12 protein-coding genes are annotated in these 18,529 nt (G+C 61.5%); 8 read left to right on the forward strand and 4 right to left on the reverse strand.

All coding sequences use genetic code 11. The features are described from left to right. Positions 1-318: 318 nt before the first annotated feature. A complete protein-coding gene (locus HPY44_04205) occupies positions 319-1,329 on the reverse strand; it encodes a PEP-CTERM sorting domain-containing protein (protein ID NSW55189.1) in 1,011 nt (336 codons plus the stop codon). 382 nt (positions 1,330-1,711) lie between these two features. On the opposite strand from HPY44_04205, the gene HPY44_04210 reads away from it, so the two are divergent. The 3 genes from HPY44_04210 to glmS all read left to right on the forward strand — a co-directional run bounded on the left by HPY44_04210 (position 1,712) and on the right by glmS (position 9,377). Further along, positions 1,712-4,756 (forward strand): extracellular solute-binding protein, encoded by a 3,045-nt coding sequence (locus tag HPY44_04210; protein NSW55190.1) that lies wholly within the window; start codon positions 1,712-1,714, stop codon positions 4,754-4,756. 75 nt (positions 4,757-4,831) lie between these two features. Further along, the gene (locus HPY44_04215; GenBank protein ID NSW55191.1) at positions 4,832-6,742 is read left to right on the forward strand and encodes an ABC transporter permease subunit; all 1,911 of its coding nucleotides are present in this window, start codon (positions 4,832-4,834) and stop codon (positions 6,740-6,742) included. Between the two features lie 760 nt (positions 6,743-7,502). Continuing rightward, positions 7,503-9,377, forward strand: coding sequence for a glutamine--fructose-6-phosphate transaminase (isomerizing) (glmS, locus tag HPY44_04220; GenBank protein NSW55192.1), 1,875 nt, complete (start codon positions 7,503-7,505; stop codon positions 9,375-9,377). Positions 9,378-9,462: 85 nt separating this feature from the next. Here glmS and HPY44_04225 read toward each other — a convergent pair whose 3' ends face one another. Further along, entirely contained in the window at positions 9,463-9,963 is a 501-nt protein-coding gene (locus HPY44_04225; GenBank protein NSW55193.1) for a YbhB/YbcL family Raf kinase inhibitor-like protein, read from the reverse strand. A 941-nt stretch (positions 9,964-10,904) separates the two neighbouring features. Here HPY44_04225 and trpD point away from each other — a divergent pair. The 3 genes from trpD (at position 10,905) to HPY44_04240 (ending at position 13,602) form a co-directional block, all read left to right on the forward strand. After that, positions 10,905-11,924: an anthranilate phosphoribosyltransferase gene (gene trpD / locus HPY44_04230; protein ID NSW55194.1), complete on the forward strand. Its 1,020-nt coding sequence runs from the start codon at positions 10,905-10,907 to the stop codon at positions 11,922-11,924. 89 nt (positions 11,925-12,013) lie between these two features. Beyond that, positions 12,014-12,835, forward strand: a complete 822-nt coding sequence (gene trpC / locus HPY44_04235) for an indole-3-glycerol phosphate synthase TrpC (protein NSW55195.1) — start codon at positions 12,014-12,016, stop codon at positions 12,833-12,835. A gap of 107 nt (positions 12,836-12,942) precedes the next feature. Then, positions 12,943-13,602: a DUF1559 domain-containing protein gene (locus tag HPY44_04240; GenBank protein ID NSW55196.1), complete on the forward strand. Its 660-nt coding sequence runs from the start codon at positions 12,943-12,945 to the stop codon at positions 13,600-13,602. Positions 13,603-14,023: 421 nt separating this feature from the next. Here the strand turns inward: HPY44_04240 and HPY44_04245 are convergent, their stop codons facing one another. After that, positions 14,024-15,373: a sulfatase gene (locus HPY44_04245; GenBank protein ID NSW55197.1), complete on the reverse strand. Its 1,350-nt coding sequence runs from the start codon at positions 15,371-15,373 to the stop codon at positions 14,024-14,026. Between the two features lie 107 nt (positions 15,374-15,480). Beyond that, positions 15,481-16,365: a thioredoxin family protein gene (locus HPY44_04250; GenBank protein ID NSW55198.1), complete on the reverse strand. Its 885-nt coding sequence runs from the start codon at positions 16,363-16,365 to the stop codon at positions 15,481-15,483. Between the two features lie 247 nt (positions 16,366-16,612). On the opposite strand from HPY44_04250, the gene HPY44_04255 reads away from it, so the two are divergent. Together HPY44_04255 and HPY44_04260 are read left to right on the forward strand one after the other, a co-directional pair. Continuing rightward, entirely contained in the window at positions 16,613-17,017 is a 405-nt protein-coding gene (locus tag HPY44_04255) for a hypothetical protein (GenBank protein ID NSW55199.1), read from the forward strand. Between the two features lie 333 nt (positions 17,018-17,350). After that, a complete protein-coding gene (locus HPY44_04260; protein NSW55200.1) occupies positions 17,351-18,529 on the forward strand; it encodes a hypothetical protein in 1,179 nt (392 codons plus the stop codon).

The raw sequence follows: 18,529 nt of genomic DNA on the forward strand, positions 1-18,529 counted from the left end.
CGTGGGCTATCCTCACGCCCTTTGCGGCCTGGGGCGCTATTATTCGCTGTCTTTGGCAGACTTCCTGCTGTTGCTTGGAGAAAAGCGTGTTCTGGAAGTGCCGCGTGAAGTCCGGAATGGAAAAGAACACAAGTCGGACCGAGGCGATGCTGTTGGCACTCGGGGCGACCGAGGACGGTACGCCCGGCAGACACTATCGGGGGTGCTGCATCGTAGGGACCTGAGGCGAAGGACGCGGCAATCAGGGACGGCGCACGCAAAACGGCCCCGCTTCGCGCGGGGCCGTCTGGTGTCGGATGAAAGGAGACGGCTGGTATTCTACTGGCTCATCTCGGTGTTCCGGCGGCGTTTCCACCATGCGATCCCCGCGAGGCCGAGCCCCATCAGCACAAAGGTACCAGGCTCCGGCACGTCGTGGTACTCGTAGTCCAGCCGGATATTCGCGGTGGCCTCGTTGCCGTCATTGCGGCACCCGGGGATGAATGAGACGCCGATCATGCGGCTCTCGCCGTACTCCAGGTTCTGGTACTCCGGCAGCAGCGCCAGCGGGATAATGACGTTGACTTCCCACGTGGAAGCGTACGGATCAGTAGTGCCCGTCTCGTAGCCCTCAAGCAGCCCCGTGTTCAGGTACTTCACCACGATGCCGTCGCTACTGTTACCCACGAACTTCCCGCTGTCCAGCCCCTGGCCGTAGAAGTTGGTCTCTTCGTTTCCGGCCACCTCACTCAGGCTCAGGTTGCCCACGTACCAGTCGTCGTCAAGGTCGCCTGGGCCATTGTAGTCCGTCTTGTACAGGCCGGTCCCGATGGTATCTTCCTGGTCGTCGTAGAAATCTTCGTCAATATCGGCCATGTTCAGGTTCAGACCGTATGCGTACTCGCCACTGTGAACCAGCGGGTCTGCCTGGGTATGGATTGCGAGGTCTCCGGTCATGACCGTGCCGAATGGTGTGGGCACACCGGGCGGCGGCGGCGTGGATGTGATGATCGCGATGTAAAGCGCGCGCTCATCGTTGGTCATGTAGATGGCCTCAGTGTCGAACACCTCGCCGCCCGCGGGCTTTGTGTAGCTCGCCGGCTCATTCGGAGTGTTCCCGTCAGTCTGGCCCTCTTCGTAGGTGTATAAGTCGTCGAGGTTCAGGGCGGTGGAGCTGGGGTAGCCGTAGAAATCGTCCACCACGAAGGCGCGTTCCACACCAGCGGCTGCGTTGGGGTCGGGAGATGGGGTCCAGGAGTTGACGAAGCGATTGATCAGGGCCGTGCCGGGTCCCGGATCCATGTCATACTCTTCGGTCTCGAGTGTGACGCCGAAGCGGGAGTAGAGCATGCCGCCCGTCCACGTGGCTGCCCACGTGACCGTCGATGCAACCATGATCAGAGTCAGTATCAGGACCGCTCTCATGCACATAGTGGTTGCAGTTTAGGCATGTGGCTTGAGCGAGTCAACAGACAATCAAACTGGTTACAGATAGTTCCATATAACTCCCTTGAAAAGCCATGAAAGGTTTCATAAAGACAAACGGCAGACCTGTACCATTGGCGGCCCAACTCTGCCTCCCCTCCGTCGGTTGGCGTCTGGGTTGCGGTCGGCGGACGGTCTCGGCGCTTCCATGCACGCTTGCCCGACACGTCGCTGGTGTGTATACTTCAGATCCGCCCTGATCATTGAGCTCCAGGCTCACTTCCCACCACGGCAGGAGGCGTTCAAATTGCGCCGCGTCAAGCTGGCAGCGGCGCTTGCTGTGTGCGGGGCCTTTCTCTTCGCCCCCACCCAGCCGGCGTTCGCGAAGAAGATCACCCTCAAGGTTCAGTTTCTCCCAACCCGCGACATGGCGGTCACTCCGGACCAGAAGGCAATTCTCGCCATCGCCGACGCGTACCGCGATGCCCATCCCAACGTGGAACTCCTGCCTTTCGAGGGGCTGGTGGTCGAGGGGGTGGGCGCCATGGACTCCGGCCCGCTCATGGCCATGGCGGGCGGCGTTGCCCCGGAGGTTCTCTACGTCAATTTCAGGCAGTCCGAGACCTACATTTCGCAGGGATTCCTGCACCCCCTGGATGAGTACGTGGAAGAGTGGCAGAAGGAAGAGGACCTCGACAAGTTGATCCCGCCTCAGGTCTGGGAGGTCATCCGGCGGGAGGGCCCGGACGGCAAGGAGCACGTGTGGTCGATTCCCTACGGCGTCGTGGTCATGTCCCTGCAGTATCGCAAGGACCTCTTCAAGCGCGCTGGTCTGGACCCCAATAAGCCTCCACAGACCTGGGATGAGATGTACGACTACGCTCTGCGCATCACCCGGCCCGAAGACGGCATCTATGGGCTGGGCATGTACACCAAAGGCAGCGCGGCGTGGAACTTCATGAGCTTCCTGTGGTCAGCGGGCAGCGACGCCGTCGTGCAGGACGAGAACGGCGAGTGGCGCGCGGCATACGATGACGAGGGCGCCGTTACAGCGGTGGATTACTACTGGCAGCTTCGGCGCGGGCGATGGACGCGCTGTGAGGATGATGATGAACCGTGCGTGTTCGAGCGCGGTGCCAGTGAAGTCCGTTGCCCCAAGTGCGGCCGCACCTACACAGTGGACGAGTTGAAGAAGAAACAGCGTCTGTACGAGGGCGTTGTTGACGGCGACCCGGCGGGGAGCCTGGGCTGGCAGAGGGGTAAGATCGGCATGATGTTTCAGTACCTGCGCGACGAGTACATCGCGCAGGTGAACCCCAACCAGGTCGGCATTTGTCCTGTCCCAAAAGGCCCAACGGGGAAGCGGCACTCCGAGATAAACGCCACGATGTACGGCATCAACTCCACAATCACCGACCCGGAGGTGCGCAAGGCCGCCTGGGACTACATCCGTTTCTACGCCTCCACCGAGGCGAAACGCATCAAGACCAAGGCCTTCATCGACGCGGGGTTCGCGAAGTTCGTGAATCCCGACTGGCTCAGAGAGTTCGGCTACGAGGAGTACCTGCGCGAGGTGCCCAAGGGGTGGGCCGAGGTGCTCAAGGAGACGATTGCGAACTCGAAACCGGAGCCGTATGGGAAGAACTGCCAGCTCATCTATGTCGAGATGACAGTGCCGCTTGAGCGCTCGCTGCAACTGGACGCACCGACCCGCGACGACATCCGCGCGATCCTCAAGAAGGAGGTCGCGGCCACCAACGCCAAGCTCCTGGGCCGCGTCCCGCCCGAGGTGCAGCGTATCCGCACCATCGTCACCGGGCTCGCGGTCCTGTTCATGGGCATCGCCTTCGTGCTCCTTATGCGCACCAGCCTTTCGCACTACACCACGCAGATCAAATCCCAGGAATCCGGCGCGAAAACCGAGACCGTAGGCTACAAGCAGAAGCGCTACATGTACGCATGGCTCATCCTGCTCCCGGCCATCTGTCTCGTGGGCCTGTGGCAGTACTATCCCTTGGCGCGCGGCACGCTCATGGCATTCCAGGACTATCGCATCATCCTGGGTGCCAGGTGGATCTTCCTGCAGAACTTTACCGAGGCCTTCTTCTCGAAGGACTTTTGGCTCACCATGTATCGCACGCTCTGGTACGCTGCAATGATGATCGGGTTCGGCTTCGCAGCGCCCATCGGCCTAGCGCTGCTGCTGCACGAAGTGCCCCGGGCGAAGGTCTTCTACCGCACCATGTATTACCTGCCCGCGGTCACTACCGGTGTCGTTATCTTCATGCTGTGGAAGCAGTTCTACGATCCAAGCCAGGCAGGGTTCCTGAATAAGGTATATGGCCCGGCTTCCGAGATCGTGCAAGAACTCATGGTTCTGCTCATCGCGGGCATCGCACTGGGCATGGCGACTAGCTTCCACCACGGCAGGGAGCGCGAGCCCGAACGGGTCTCCTGGTGGATGTGGCTCGCATACGGGATCATTCCGCCGATGCTCTACGTTCGCTCCTCCGGCGCCCGCGCGACCCGCATCTGGTATGTGATGAACGCCATCGCCTCGGTGGTCTGGATGATCATCGGCGTAATCGTGCTTGTGCAAGGCATCCGGTACACCGGGGTGTGGGTGCTCATACTCGCCGGGCTCGCGGCCTCGCTCGGTTTTCTGTTGTTGAGCACGAACCCGAAGCAGTCTGAGAGGCCGCCATGGTGGGCGCAGCTCGGAAGCCTGGGTCTTGGCGGCATTCCGGGGAACCCTCGGTACGTCGTCTGGAAGATTGCCGGCTTAGTCTGGTCGGTGGTCGCGATCGGGATCATTGGCTACGGCGTCAAGGCGGTCTGGCCCGAGTTCTTCAGGGCCGACGTGCAGGACTTCCTCAACGATGCCTCCCCGGTCTTCGGCGTGCCCATGTTCCCCGCGGTGGCTATGGTCTGCGTGATCCTGCCCCAGATCTGGGCGGGGATGGGGCCTGGCTGCATCATCTACCTGGCCGCGCTGCGCTCGATCCCCGAGGAGATGTATGAGGCCGCGGACCTGGATGGTGGCGGCTTCTGGACGAAGTTCTGGACCATCACCATCCCCTTCCTGCGGGCGTTGATCATCATCAACTTCGTAGGCGCTTTCATCGCGGCGTTCCGGGCCTTCGAAGCGATCTTCATCATGACCGGTGGCGGGCCTGCGAACGCCACTCTGGTTCTCGGTCTGGAGATCTGGCGCAACGCATACATGTACCTGAAATACGGTTTCGCGGTCTCGATGGCGTGGGTACTCGGGTCGCTGCTCATCGGATTCACGGTCATGCAGCTGCGCATCCTGAGCCGCCTGCAGTTCCGCACGGCCAGCGCCAAGGACTAGCCCGCCGACGCATTCACTCGAACAGAAGGAGCCTCGGCTCTATACACGTTGACGTGCCGTTCCGGAGGTCCCCAGATGCCACACATCGCCGTCGTCGGACGCCAGGCGCCCAAGCAGCGGCTGCTCATCGCAGCCATCTATCTGGTCCTGTCACTGGGGGCGATCACCATGGTCGTCCCCTTCTGGCTCATGGTGAGCAGCTCGTTCACCAGCAACGTGGACTCCCACGATTTCCGGCTCGTCCCTGCCTACTTCTACAGCGACGCCGCGCTGTTTCAGAAGTACATGGAGAGCGCCTTCAATGAGGATCCGGTGCTGTACAACTACAGCACAGGCGAGGATATCGGGGACTTCCTGGATGTGACCCCGCCGGAGCAGGTCAGTGATAAGCGATTCGAGGACTACGACGCATGGATCAAGCAACTCCCGCTTACCTACACTTTCACCGCTCACGCTTACTCGGTGTCGAAGCCCAAGATCAGCCTTGAAGGCGCCCACCGCTATGCCGCCTTTCTGCGCAGCCGCTACAAGAACGATATCAACTTGATGAACAAGGCGTACAGAGAGGACCGCGAGTACTTTGACCTGCAATTGCGCCGCGAGGAATGGCACAAGAGGGTATTTCACCCGCTCAAGGACCTGCGCCACAAGGAGATGATGGAGTTCAAGCAGGGCCTGCCCAACCGTTTCTACCTCCCGGCCCCCGTCGAGGGCATGTTCGCGGAGTTTCTGCTCAACCAGGAGCTTGAGGACGGCAGCGACCCCGGAAAGCCCGAGACTTACGCCAAGCGCTACGGCAGGCCGATCACTCGGCTGTCTGAAATCCACTTACCCGAACGCTATCCCACAGGCAACGCCAACTTCGCCAAGGACTGGCTGGCTTATGTCCGCAAGGAAATCCCCTACCAGTTTGTGGTATTCGAACCCGGGGCACAGGCGGAGTTCACCCGCTGGCTGCAGAAACGCTATCAGAATGACCTGAGCTTCCTGCGCGCAGCTTACAAGAATGTTCTCGGACTGGGTTCGGATGTGAACTGGCAGGATGTCAAACTCTCCGCGCGCTACCCCTGGGACGGCATTCTTGCCGCGGATTGGGGCATGTTCCTGGAAGATGACGCGGGCGTATCGCCCCAGTTTATCCGCCTCGACACCCCGCAGGTCCGCTACCGCAACTATCTGCGCGGCAAGTACGGCGATGATATCGCCGCCGTAAACGCGGCCTATGGGACCCGATACTCGAGCTATGATGACGTGGAAATCCCCGTGCGCGAGGCCCAATGGAAGTACATGCTCGCGGACAAGAGGGCCATCAAGAAGGACTTCATCTCGCGCAACTACCGCGACGTGATCGCCTACATCTCAGTGCACGGGCGAGCCATGCGCAACACCCTGATTCTGGTGGTCTGCACGGTCCTGCTCACGCTGACCATCAACCCGCTCGCCGCCTACGCGCTGAGTCGTTATGACCTTCCCGCGACGTACAAGATCCTGCTCTTTTTCCTGGCCACCATGGCCTTCCCCCCGGAAGTCACGGCGATCCCCAACTTCCTGCTCATGAAACAGTTGCACATGCTCAATACCTTCTTCGCACTGATTCTGCCCGGCGCGGCCAACGGTTTCTCGATCTTCCTTCTGAAGGGGTTCTTCGACAGCCTCCCGCGCGACCTTTACGAGGCGGGGGAACTGGACGGGGCATCCGAGACCCAGATGTTCTGGCGTATCTGCCTGCCCATGTCCAAACCGGTTCTCGCAGTCATCGGACTGCATGCCTTTACCCTTGCGTACGGCTCCTTTCTGTGGGCTTTCGTCGTCTGCCAGGACAAGAACATGTGGACGCTCATGGTCTGGCTCCAGCAGATGCAGTCTTGGGCGCCCCAGTCCATGGTGTACGCAGCACTGGTTCTGGCAGCGATACCAACGCTCATCGTGTTCATCTTCGCCCAGGACGTGATCATGCGGGGGGTTATTATCCCCATGGAGAAGTAGCACGGGCACGGGGGGCGACCGACAAGTGCGAAAACGCTGCGGTTGCAGGGACCGCGGCGTTTTCATTGCCCGAGACGGCTTGGAAGCTGGGGTCCGAGGGAGTTGTCCCGTCCGTCCGGCTTCTGGGCGGGAGCGCCGTCACGTGATGCCTCTGCCCCCGGGTTAGCGACGGCGCCCCCTGTTGTCTGGTGGGGGAGGGAGTCCCGGGGAAACCGGTTACGCGCCTACCAGGTCATCCAGGGAACATGCCAGCAGATCATGGCATACACCCACGACGCGGCAAGCACGAAAAAGATGAACAGAAAGGCCCTTACTTCGAGTGCTGCACCTGGCCGATTGTGCATGGCAACCACCCGAACGCAGATCAGACATCATCGTCTACTTTCCGATATGTTGTGGCCGCTATTGTAGATAAAAAGAAAGAAATGTCAATAAATCTATGTAAGTTGTTACGTCGATGTGGTCTTTCCCCTGATTCCGATAATCAATAGCGGAAATACCCTAAGCCGGCGGGGCAGCCGCTTTGGCCAGATTCCCGCGTCGGGCGGGGGCTCTCTTTGCTCGAGTGACGCTTGTGTTCAGTGTCGCCTGTGAGTATAATTGCACGGTTTTCGCCTCAGGCTGCCGTTCGGGGCGCATGCGGAGAATCAACGGCGCGACACGGGCGCGACACGAGCGTGTCAATAAGCGCGTCGCGCCAGGGCCGATGCCTACCGAATCTGCATGAGAGCAATTGTGAAATCGAAAGAAGGGACGCAGGATGTGTGGAATCGTCGGATACATCGGCAGAAGGCAAGCTCCGGCCATCTGTCTGGCAGGGCTTCGCAGGCTTGAGTATCGCGGGTACGACTCAGCCGGTATCGCCGTGGTCACCGATCAGGGCGAACTGGACGTGCGCAAGGTCGTGGGCAAGCTGGATATCATGCAGGCGACATTGGAGCAGAACCCACTGCTGGGGACCCTGGGCATCGGCCATACCCGGTGGGCCACTCACGGGAAGCCCTCCGTGGAGAACTCCCACCCCCACCTGAGCACCAACGGCCGCATCGCCGTTGTCCACAATGGGATCATCGAGAACTATCAGGAACTGCGTGCCCAGCTTGAGAGCGAGGGCTTCGTATTCAAGAGCCAGACCGACACCGAAGTCATGGCGCACCTAGTGCAGAAGTACTACGATGGCGACCTGCGCGAAGCCGCACGCAAGGCCGTCCTCGACCTGCAGGGCGCCTTCGCTTTCGGCATCATCTGCGCCGACAGCCCCGACGAGATGATCGCCGTCCGCCGCTTCTCCCCGCTGGTGGTCGGCATTGGTGAGGGCGAGAACTACATCGCCTCGGACATGGGCGCGATCCGTGCGGAGACCGACAAGGTCTACGTCATCGGCGACGATGAACTGTGCCGCATCACCCGCGATGCCATTGAGATAACCGATCTGGAACTCAACCCGATTGACCGCGAGGTCTACGAGATTCCCTGGCCTGCGGATGCCGCCGAAAAGGGCGGGCACAAGAAGTTCATGCACAAGGAGATCCACGAGCAGCCCAACGCCATTCGCGCGTGTCTCGCGGGGCGTCTGAGCAGCGCCGACAAGCCCATTACTTTCGAAAACATCGGGCTGACGGTTGATGAGATCAAGAATCTGAAGAAAGTTGTCTTCACCGCTTGCGGCACCGCGTATCACGCAGGGGTCGTCGGTCGGTTCCTCATGGACAAGCTGGCACGGATCCCTGCGGAAGCCGACCTCGCCGCCGAATTGCAGCAGCGCGATCCCGTTGTCCTGGACGATACCCTTTGCATCGTGGTTAGCCAGTCCGGTGAAACCGCCGACACCCTCGAGGGCCTGCGCGCGATGAAGCGCAAGGGCGCCAAGGTTATCGGCGTCATCAACGTGGTTGACAGCTCCATCGCTCGCGAGAGCGACGGGGTGGCCTACATCCAGGCGGGACCGGAGATCGGCGTCGCCTCCACCAAGGCCTACACCCTGCAGATTCTCACCATCGAACTGCTCGCGCTTTACTTCGCCGAAGTCCGCGGCACAGCCAGCCCGGAGGAGATCCGCGAGATCAAGGAGTGGCTGCTCAAGCTTCCCGAGCAGGCCGAGGAACTCCTCAAGCGCGAGGACGATATCATCGAACTCGCGAAGAAGCATTACGAGAAGCCCAATGCTCTCTACCTGGCCCGCGGGATCAATCTGCCATCGGCCATGGAAGGCGCTCTCAAGCTCAAGGAGATCAGCTACATCCACGCCGAGGCATATTCCGCCGGCGAGATGAAGCATGGTCCCATCGCCCTGGTCTGCCCCGACATGTTCGTTGTGGCCATCGCCTGCGAGGGCCCGACCTACGATGAGATGATCGGCAACATCATGGAGATCAAGGCCCGCAGCGGCCCGCTGATCGCGGTGACCTACGATGGCGACACCAAGATCGCCCAGACCGGCGTGGACCCCGACGCGGACCCGTCCGACGTGGCCAGCCAGCCCAACGACATGATCTACGTGCCGAAGACCCACGAGTACGTATCGCCGATTACCATCGCCATCCCGCTGCAGCTCTTGGCTTACCACATGGCGGACCTGCGCGGCGAGCACATCGACCAGCCGCGCAATCTGGCGAAGACCGTTACCGTCAAATAGCCCATTCGTGTCGCGGTGCGCGAAAAAAAGCAGCCCGCCTCCGACAACAGGAGGTGGGCTGCTGCGTTCCGCTCACCACGTTCCTTCAACGCGAGTACGTGCCTTCGAGCATCGCCATCGCGAGTATGGAACCTTCCATGGCCGCGAGCAACTCATCACGCGTGGCCCCCGGGTCCAGCTCCAGCTCAGTGCTGAGCGCATAGAGCTTGAACTGGTAGCGGTGGGTCTGTCCCTTGGGAGGCGCGGGGCCCCAATAGCCCGTCTTGGGCCACGTATTGCTTCCTTGAGTCGCGCGAGGATGGGACAGCTTCTCCGTCTTCGCGATCCCCTCCGGCAGCTTGCGCAATTCCGGCGACAATCCGTAGATCACCCAGTGATTCCAGATGCCTACCGGCGCGTCGGGGTCGTCGCACAGGAGTGCGAACTGCTTCGTTCCCTCGGGGGGATCAGTCCACTCTAGAGGCGGCGAAACGTCGGCCCCGTCCGCAGTGTACTTGGTGGGAATCCGATCGCCGTTCTTGAAGGCTGGGCTGGTTAGTGAGAACGCCACTACAGATCCCTCCTGCCCGGCGCCTGGGATGCCCATCGTCCCGCCCGGCGCCACTGACTGGTCGGTCTGTTGTTTTCCGCATCCCCCCGAACAAGCCAGCGCAAGACACAATACTTCAAGGATCGCAGCGACGAACCATCGCCACGGCATCGACGAGCCTCCTCTCATGAATGCCCGACAATACCCGCAGATCCGCGCCAAATCCCAAGACCTGTCCTAACTAGTTCGACACCCATCGTGCACCTCCTCGTGAAACCTGAAATAGTTTGCGGATTGCCTTTCTTTTTCCCGGGGCATCTACGCGTCATCTATCGGTGCCCCGAGCGTGTCTGGCCTGACGAAATCATCCGCTCTCTGGGTGGCTTTGGAGCGCCGGTGTCCGGAGGCTGCTTCCCGCTGCGCGAACTTTGAGGGAACGGCGGCGTCTATGTTAGTTGCCGGGTACACCCGAAGAATGAGACGAGTCTGCGGATCGACCGAACTAGCCTACTCTCGAGGGACGCACCCCGTGCACGCAGAACCATCGATCCACGGGATGCGTGCCTGATTCTATTGCAGGTAGCGTCTGGTACCCGCGGTGTTGGAGCCGCGGCCTGCAGCCCTCGGCGGAAACCGAGGATTCCGGCCTCATTAGCGGGCCACATGTCTCGAATGGGCGGCGCGCTCCGGGGAGGGGGAAAGGGTCTGTCGCCTTCGTCAGGGGCTCAAGGCGGAACGTTGGGCGGCAATCTGGGGGATTCCGCACCCAGCTACAAGCTGGCGCCCGCTCCGGGGCTGTGAGACAACGGCTCCGGGCGGAGCGTACGCTGCACGGGAATTCGGCTTCAGCCAATCCCGCAAGACGGTTGCTCCTGGCCAGTCTGCGAACCAAGTTGACCGTCTCACCTGTGGTATGCAACAATTGCCTGGCTGCGTTACATGAGTGCGGTGATAACCATATCGGTCACTGCTGCTTCGGGCGGGCGGAGGTCTTCGCGATGTCTGTATTGCAGGACTGCATCCGGCACGTTGTCAGCCACCAGCACCTGAGTCTGTCGCAGGCCCGAGATGCTCTGGGCGCCATCCTGGACGGCCGGGCGACCGGCGCTCAGGTTGGGGCCCTGTTGACGGCACTGCGGATGAAAGGCGAGACTGCTGAGGAAATCGCCGGTCTGGCGCTGGCGGTGCGTGACAGAGCTGTGGGCGTTCCCTGCGATACCCGTGGGATAGTCGAGATCTGCGGCACCGGGGGCGGATCAGTGCGCACATTCAGCATATCCACCGGCGCGGCCATTGTCGCCGCCGCGTGTGGCGTCCCCGTCGCCAAGCAGGTCAGCGGACCAGTCGCCGGACACTGCGGCAGCGCCGACGTGCTGCGGGAGCTTGGCGTTGACCTGTCCGGTGCGACACGCGACGCCGCGCGGTGCCTTGATGAAGCCGGTCTGGCTTTTCTCTATGGACCGTCATCTCATCCCGCGATGCGGCACGTGGTCCATGCGCGCGCGGAAATCGGCCTGCGCACCGTCTTCAACCTGATTGGCCCCCTCACAAACCCCGCCGGCGCAAGCCGGTTCGTTGTGGGAGTGGCAGGGGCGCAGTACACCGAGTTGATCGCCACGGCGCTGCATCTCATGGGGTCCGAGCACGCCCTGGTCGTCCACGGTATGGTGGGGATGGACGAGATATCCACCTACGGCGATACCCAGGTCACTGAAGTTCGCAATGGAGACATCCACAGCGCCCTGTACTCCCCGGAGCAGTACGGCATCGCGCCTGCAAGTGCCGAAGCGCTCGCAGGTGACACCCCGGAGCGTTCGGCCGCGATACTCGCATCTGTCCTGGAAGGTCAGGAGGGACCCGCCGCGGACATCGTGATCTTCAACGCGGCGGCTGCGATCTACGTGGGGGGCAAGGCGGCGGACATTCAAGACGGCATTCTGATGGCGCGCGAGGCGGTTCAATCCGGGGCAGCGCTGGCAAGTCTTGCAGCCGTGCGAGAGACTTGCCGGGGTCAGTAGTGGGTGCGGGAACGGGCACCTTCCACCGGAGCGCTCAAGAAAAGTGAGGACGAACGTTGGGACCAGACAGGCATCATGCGGATAACCCGATGACCGGCACAGTGCTGGATGACATCGTCGCCAACCGACGCAGGGAAATCGCCGAACTGAAGCAACGCGTTCCCTTGGCGGCTCTCCAGGAGCGTATCGCGCGGAACGACCCACCCCGAAACTTCGAGGCCATGCTGCGCGGTCCGAAGGTCAAGGTGATCGCGGAAGTCAAGCATGCCAGCCCCAGCCACGGGCCCTTCGAACAGGTTCTTGATACACGGGTCCTGGCCCAGGAGTATTCGGGCAACGGCGCCTCTGCCATTAGCTGCGTGACGGAGGGGAAGTACTTCGGCGGCGAGGGCTTCATGATTCATCGCGCGCGCAGCTACATGCCGCTTCCCGTGCTGCGGAAGGACTTCATCTTCGACGACTACCAGGTATACGAATCCCGGGCGCTTGAGGCCGACGCCATCCTGCTCATCGTCGCAATGCTTACTGACCTGGAGTTGCGCCTTCTAATGACCCTCGCCCAAGACTTGGGCATGGGAGTGCTTGTGGAGACCCACGGAGCGCAGGAGATCGACCGTGCTCTGCGCGCCGGGGCACGGGTGATCGGAATCAACAACCGCGACCTGAAGACCATGAAGGTGGACCTGGCGCATACGATCTCGCTCGCGGACCTTGTGCCCGAGGACCGTGTGCTGGTGAGTGAAAGTGGTATCAATGGGGTCGAAGATGTGCAGAGACTGGCAGATGCGGGTGTGGATGCCGTACTGGTGGGCTCGATCCTGATGGAGAGTGACGACCCGGGCTGGCGTCTGCGGCCGCTGACATCAGTGGACGCCCGGCCGGGAAGGAGACCCATGAGACGAGACGTCTAGTTGTGCGGTGTTGTCGCGAAGTAAGTCGGAAACACGGCTGCGTCACCATAGCGTTGTCGAGGCCCGAGAAACCCCAGATGGGGGCAACCGAAAAGGAGACTGATGCCATGCGCCGCGGTTTCACACTCATCGAGCTGTTGGTCGTGATTGCGATTATCGCGATCCTCGCTGCTATTCTCTTCCCCGTATTCGCCCGGGCAAGGGAGAAAGCGCGCCAGTCCAGTTGTCTGTCCAATGTGAAACAACTTGCCCTCGGTGTTCTGATGTATGCAGGGGACTACGACGACATTTTCCCGATGAACTACTACAACATTGCCGGAACCCGCACCTTCCCGGACGGCACCACCGCCGGCGCTGGCGCCTGGCTGTGGATCCACATGATTTACCCGTATACGAAGAATGCCGGCATTTACAACTGCCCCAGCGAGATGGGTCGTTACACCGGAGGCTACTTCTGGGCAAATGGCGCTTCCTACGGGTACAACCGCTGGCTGGGTCGGTACTACAACGAACCGCCGATGAACGCCCTCGCGAAGGTTAAGGCGCCCGCGGAGATGCCGATGATCGCGGACTGCGACTACTACCTGATGGCCCCGGACCCGAGCACAACGGACAACGACTACCGGCCGGACCCGCGCCACAATGATATGCTCAACATGGGCTTCGTAGATGGCCATGCGAAGGCCGAGAAGCTTGACAGCTGGGTCACCCCCAACCCGCGCTCGAGCGCCGACCCGATCTGGGTTAAGTGGGACCCCACACTATAGCGGTCGCGCACCGGTATGAACTGGTCGGCAAACCGCCGGCAGAAGCAAACGCCGCCCCCTCGCAGGGGCGGCGTTTGCGCTGGTACCATCTCGAGACGTGTCCCCCCGTCTCGTCGCGCTAAGGGCCGGATCGTGCGCGGTCTTCATCTCGCCCGCGCCTGGACCTTGCCCCGGTTGGTCGTATTTTCACCCGCCCCCCGGAGTGACGTGGACGAAGGAGCACATCATCCACTGACTTGAGTCGCGGGTCTGCCCCCCCCGGCCGGTGAGCACCCCCCGATCGCTCACCGGCCCGAGACCTGCTTCCCCCCGACCCCGGGCAATGGTATGCCCGAGTTATGGTCTATAGAATAACCGTGGTACATCAGATGATTCTCAAATCCCATTCAATCTAAATTCAATTTTACCCGCTGTGCCCTCGCTATGCGGATCCTGTCAGCCATTTGACTCGCTCCTCTAGACGGTGGCGGTCCGCCGGATATCTTTCGGATAGGTCCGTCTGCCGGAAGGGATCCTCTCCGAGATGATACAGGGCGTCTTCGCCGCGCTGGGTATCCAGCAGGTACAGCCAGTCTTGCTCCCACACCGACACGAACTCGCCGTGCCCCACGACTGCGTGATCCCTGAACTCAAGACCCGCCCCGACCGCCGGCCAGAAGTCCTTGCCGTCCGTCTCAGGCTTGTCAGGAAGGCCCAGCAGAGACAGCATGGTGGCCGTCACGTCCGTGTTGTAGAGCCAGCTCGCGAACCGTGTGCCGGCGTTCTCACCAGCAGGATGTCTCAGGATGCACGGCACCGCATTGAGTTCCAGGCCAGTACACGACTGGGGCATCCCGTAGCAGCCCCATTCGCCGATGATCTTGCCATGGTCGGACAACAGGATGATCAGAGTGTCATCGGCCAGTCCGAGGGACTCCACTGTGTCCAGCAACCGACCAATCCAGTAGTCCACCATAGTGCATTCCGCGGCATATCTTGCGCGAACATGGTGGTGTTCTTCATCGGTGAGCATTTCTCTTCGGTACAGATTGGCGTAGATCAACTCCGGGCCGTCCCAGCGGGGGTCATACATGTCGATGAACCGGCGTGGCGCTTCCCACGGTTCGTGGGGGTCGAAGCTTTCAATGTGCAGGTAGAAAGGGCACGATCCACTGTTGCGCTCCAGCCATCGGATGGCTGAACGAAAAGTCTTCGCCGCCTGGTAGTCCTCATCACCCTCGCGGTACATCTGGTTGCGCAGGTACTGGGTGAGCACACGCGCCCTTGCCTCCGTCAGCTCTGTCCCTGGTTTGAGAAACCGCGCAAGATAGCCTTCCGGCAAGGGCTGACTCTGGTACATGTCATATTCCTGGCCGCGCTCCCACTGGAAACACTGGAAACCGCGGTGGAAGTTCTGCGAGGGTTTCATGAGATGGTAGCAGTCGCAGATGAGAGCGCAGGTATAGCCGTTGGCCGACAGGTGCTCGGCGACGGTCACATCGTTCTGGGGAATTGGTCGCCAGCCCGGGAGCGTGATGTACATGCCCTTGTGGGTCGGCTCTTCAGCGAACGGGAACACGCGGCGCCCGGTGAACATCCCCCTGCGGGCGGGTACAGTTGGCAAAGCCTCATTGCGCAGTCGCTCGCACATCACCCCCTGAGCGGCCAGGCGATCGATGTTCGGCGTGTGGACCTTGAACCCGGGCGCGGTAGGATCGGTTGTGCCTTGCGGCCTGTAGCAGCCGACGTGGTCCTGCCGGAAGCTGTCCACGGTGATCCAGATGCAGTTCATGGTGGCCTCCTCAACGGTCCCCCCAAGTGAACGGACCCGCGGCAGTTCACCGCGGGTCCGTTCTTGACCTTCGCTTCCGGACCGACCGGCCCGGTCTGGGGCTAACCTCACCCTCCGCCGGTGGGGCAGGCGAGGATGTCATCGATAATCTTCGAGTAGTGCGCCGCCATGATGCCGAACTCGCTGTCCCGGCTGCCGCGGATGACCTCGTTGAACAGCTTCGCGGCGGCTGCCAGACGGTTCGCGTGCGCCTCGGCCATGCCGAGCTCGTACTTGGCCTCCCAGCGTCGCGCGCTGTCAGGATTGACCGCAATCCACTCCTCGATGGCGGCTGATGCGCCGCGTTCCTCATCTGCGAGGCGCGCCAGAGCAAGCTCAAGCTTGGCGTCTGAAAGCGCCGCATGAGCCTCGGGAAGGGCCGCGATGGCCTCAGTCGCCACTGCCCGGGCTTCACCGATCTTCTCAGAGCGCCGGAGAAGATATGCGAGGCGGACCAGCTCCGCACCCGTTGCGGTGCCGTCCTCGCGCTTCACTTTGAGCTCCGCGAGCTCTGCCTGTGCCGCGAACAGCTCAAGCGCCCGCTGCATCTTCACGCTGAACGGGTCTACGGGCAGATATCCCACGGACTGGCTGACAAGGTCACCCTTGGCTGTCAAGAACAGGTAAGTGGGCAGCGGGCCCACGTTGTACTTGCGGGGCACATCCTTGCGCTTATCCGCATTGACCTTGACGCAGACGAATTTGGTGCTCAGATCGATAATCTTGCGGTTTGGAAAGACTTCGCGGTGCATCTTGCTGCAGTAGTAGCACAGGTCGGAGTAGACATCCACGAAAACAGGCTTCGCGGCCTTTTCCGCCTGCTCGAGCGCCTCCTCGAGGCTCGCCGCCCACTTGATCGACGCCTGCGGCTTCGTGTCTGCGATTGGTTCGGCCCAGCCGGCAGAGACCAGGCACATCATCAGCAGAGCAACGGGGATCGCCACTGTCCGCATAACCATCTCCTTAGATGTTACGGCATGCCCATTAAGAACACCATCTGGCCAGGTAGACGTTCCATCTGGTTGAAAATATCACCCAATTATATAAATGAATGCAGCCGAAATCAAGGGCCGGAAGCGCGCGGACCGTCACATTTCCTCGAAGACTCGTATGTCGCGCGAAACGTTCGCGAAACAATCCGGGAATAGTATCCAAGCGTCCGAGCAAACATGCGGGGTGATGAACATGGTGGACCAGAGAATGGCTCGACGGCAGTACACGGGCGAGATACCCGCGCTCACCACCCGTTTGGGCCGGATTTTAGGCCCGGTACTCGATCCCGAACTACGTGCGCTGCTGGCCTGCGCGTGGAACCGGGCAGGGCTATGCGTGCTCATGCTGCTCAAGCGTGACCCCACTGCCTGCGAGACGTTGGAGGGTTTCCATCTGCGGCTGCGGTATCCCCTGGACGAACTGGCCCAGGGGCTCGAATCACTGGTCTCGGGCGGTGTGTTGCAGGTGTCCCAGGGTAACGGCGACCCCACGTACTGGCTTCCCGTTGACAGCCCCTACCTGCCGGCCCTGCAGCGACTTGCCAATGTGTATCACTCGGGCGTCGCGGGGCGCAACTGTCTGGTCGCCAATCTGCCCGGAACGACGGCATGACTGCGTGCCGCGTCATCGGCGCCCAAGGGAGACGGTATGCATCCACCCTGGCCTCGTGTCCCCGGGCGATGAGCGTCCGGGTGTCAGCTTCCCAGTGCAGGTCCACGTAGTCACCCGGCGCGAAGTCTCGCATCGCGCCGCACTGCCATGCGGAGCTTGATGGCAAGCTGCGCGTGGGATTGCGTGATGGACTCGCGGGCCATACTGCATTCCTCCTGGAAGCGAACGGGTCTTTGTTCCCCTCGGTCCGGCGCCGACCCTTCCGGGAGGCCTTCCGACCCGAACGGGGAACTCTCTCTTGCGAGCGACATCCCGAGACCAGGGTGACCACTCATGACCGGCAACATCTCCGCATTCACCCCAAAGCAGCGGATGCTCAATGCCTATCGCGGTGAATACAGCGACCGCGCACCCGTTGCACCCGAGTTCTGGTACTACTACCCTGCGAAGCTCCTCGGGGTGGACATGATCCAGTTTCAGCGCGAAGTGCCCTTCCATCAGGCCCTCCAGCGCACATTCGAGGCCTTCGACTGCGAGGGCTGGGGCATCGGCCTGGCACCCATTGGCAATGATCAGGTGACAGGCGACGCGCAAGAGCGTTGGATCAGCGACACCCGCCTGGAGATCCGCAGCACTATTCACACTCCCCGCGGCGACCTGACTTGTGCGTCGCTCCTGGACCGCGAGGAGCCGGGTTGGGTCACAGAGCGGCTGATCAAGGAGCCCGAGCGGGATTTGCCGGCCTTCGAGATACACGCCCTGCCCGACCCGGAGAACACCGATGTCGCGCCACTCGTCAGGGCCTGGGAGGAAGTGGGCGAGTCGTATCTGCTGGAAGCCATGGTCGGCGTGCCCTTTGTGGACTTCTATGGCGGCAACCGCGAGGGTGCGCTGGAGACCACCATCTTCGACCTGTGGGACCATCGCGACTTGCTCAAGGGCCTGCAGGAGCGTTTCATCGACCACATGGTGTCCAAGACCCGGGTGATCTGCGAGCGTACTCCGGTAGAGAGCTTCTTTATCGGCTGCTCGTGGAGCTGCAATTCCTTGATCAGTCCGGCAATCTGGCGGGAGTGGGACAAGCCGGTGATTGAGGCCGTCGCGAAGGAAGCCCATGCCCACGGCCGACTGCTGCATATCCACTTCCACGGACGCTGCATGGACACTTTGGCGGACTTCGCCGAACTGGAACTGGACTGTGTCTGCCCCTTCGAACGCCCGCCGGGGGGCGATGTCCAGGGTCTCGAGGGCCTGCGCGAAGTGGCCCGGCTACTTGCGGACAAGGTGACCATGAACGGGAACATCCACACAGTGGAGACCCTCATCCGGGGTACCGAAGACGACGTGCGGCGAGAAGTGGGCGAAGTCTGGGAAGCCTTCAAACATACTCCGCGGGTGATCTTCGGCACGGGCGATCAAGTGGGCCGCGAGACGCCCGAAGAGAACCTGCACGCGATGATTGACGAGGCCAAGCGGCTGTCCGCGCGGCCGCAAGGAACCGGGGTGACCTGA

This window comes from Armatimonadota bacterium (assembly GCA_013314775.1).
Taxonomy (GTDB): domain Bacteria; phylum Armatimonadota; class Zipacnadia; order Zipacnadales; family JABUFB01; genus JABUFB01.

Excerpts from the sequence above, each read along its gene's own strand:
- HPY44_04205 (NSW55189.1), bottom strand. The coding sequence starts at position 1,329 with ATGCTCTACTCCCGCTTCGGCGTCACACTCGAGACCGAAGAGTATGAC.
- HPY44_04215 (NSW55191.1), top strand. The coding sequence starts at position 4,832 with ATGCCACACATCGCCGTCGTCGGACGCCAGGCGCCCAAGCAGCGGCTG.
- glmS (NSW55192.1), top strand. The coding sequence starts at position 7,503 with ATGTGTGGAATCGTCGGATACATCGGCAGAAGGCAAGCTCCGGCCATC.
- HPY44_04225 (NSW55193.1), bottom strand. The coding sequence starts at position 9,963 with ATGGGCATCCCAGGCGCCGGGCAGGAGGGATCTGTAGTGGCGTTCTCA.
- trpD (NSW55194.1), top strand. The coding sequence starts at position 10,905 with ATGTCTGTATTGCAGGACTGCATCCGGCACGTTGTCAGCCACCAGCAC.
- trpC (NSW55195.1), top strand. The coding sequence starts at position 12,014 with ATGACCGGCACAGTGCTGGATGACATCGTCGCCAACCGACGCAGGGAA.
- HPY44_04240 (NSW55196.1), top strand. The coding sequence starts at position 12,943 with ATGCGCCGCGGTTTCACACTCATCGAGCTGTTGGTCGTGATTGCGATT.
- HPY44_04245 (NSW55197.1), bottom strand. The coding sequence starts at position 15,373 with ATGAACTGCATCTGGATCACCGTGGACAGCTTCCGGCAGGACCACGTC.
- HPY44_04250 (NSW55198.1), bottom strand. The coding sequence starts at position 16,365 with ATGCGGACAGTGGCGATCCCCGTTGCTCTGCTGATGATGTGCCTGGTC.
- HPY44_04255 (NSW55199.1), top strand. The coding sequence starts at position 16,613 with ATGGCTCGACGGCAGTACACGGGCGAGATACCCGCGCTCACCACCCGT.
- HPY44_04260 (NSW55200.1), top strand. The coding sequence starts at position 17,351 with ATGACCGGCAACATCTCCGCATTCACCCCAAAGCAGCGGATGCTCAAT.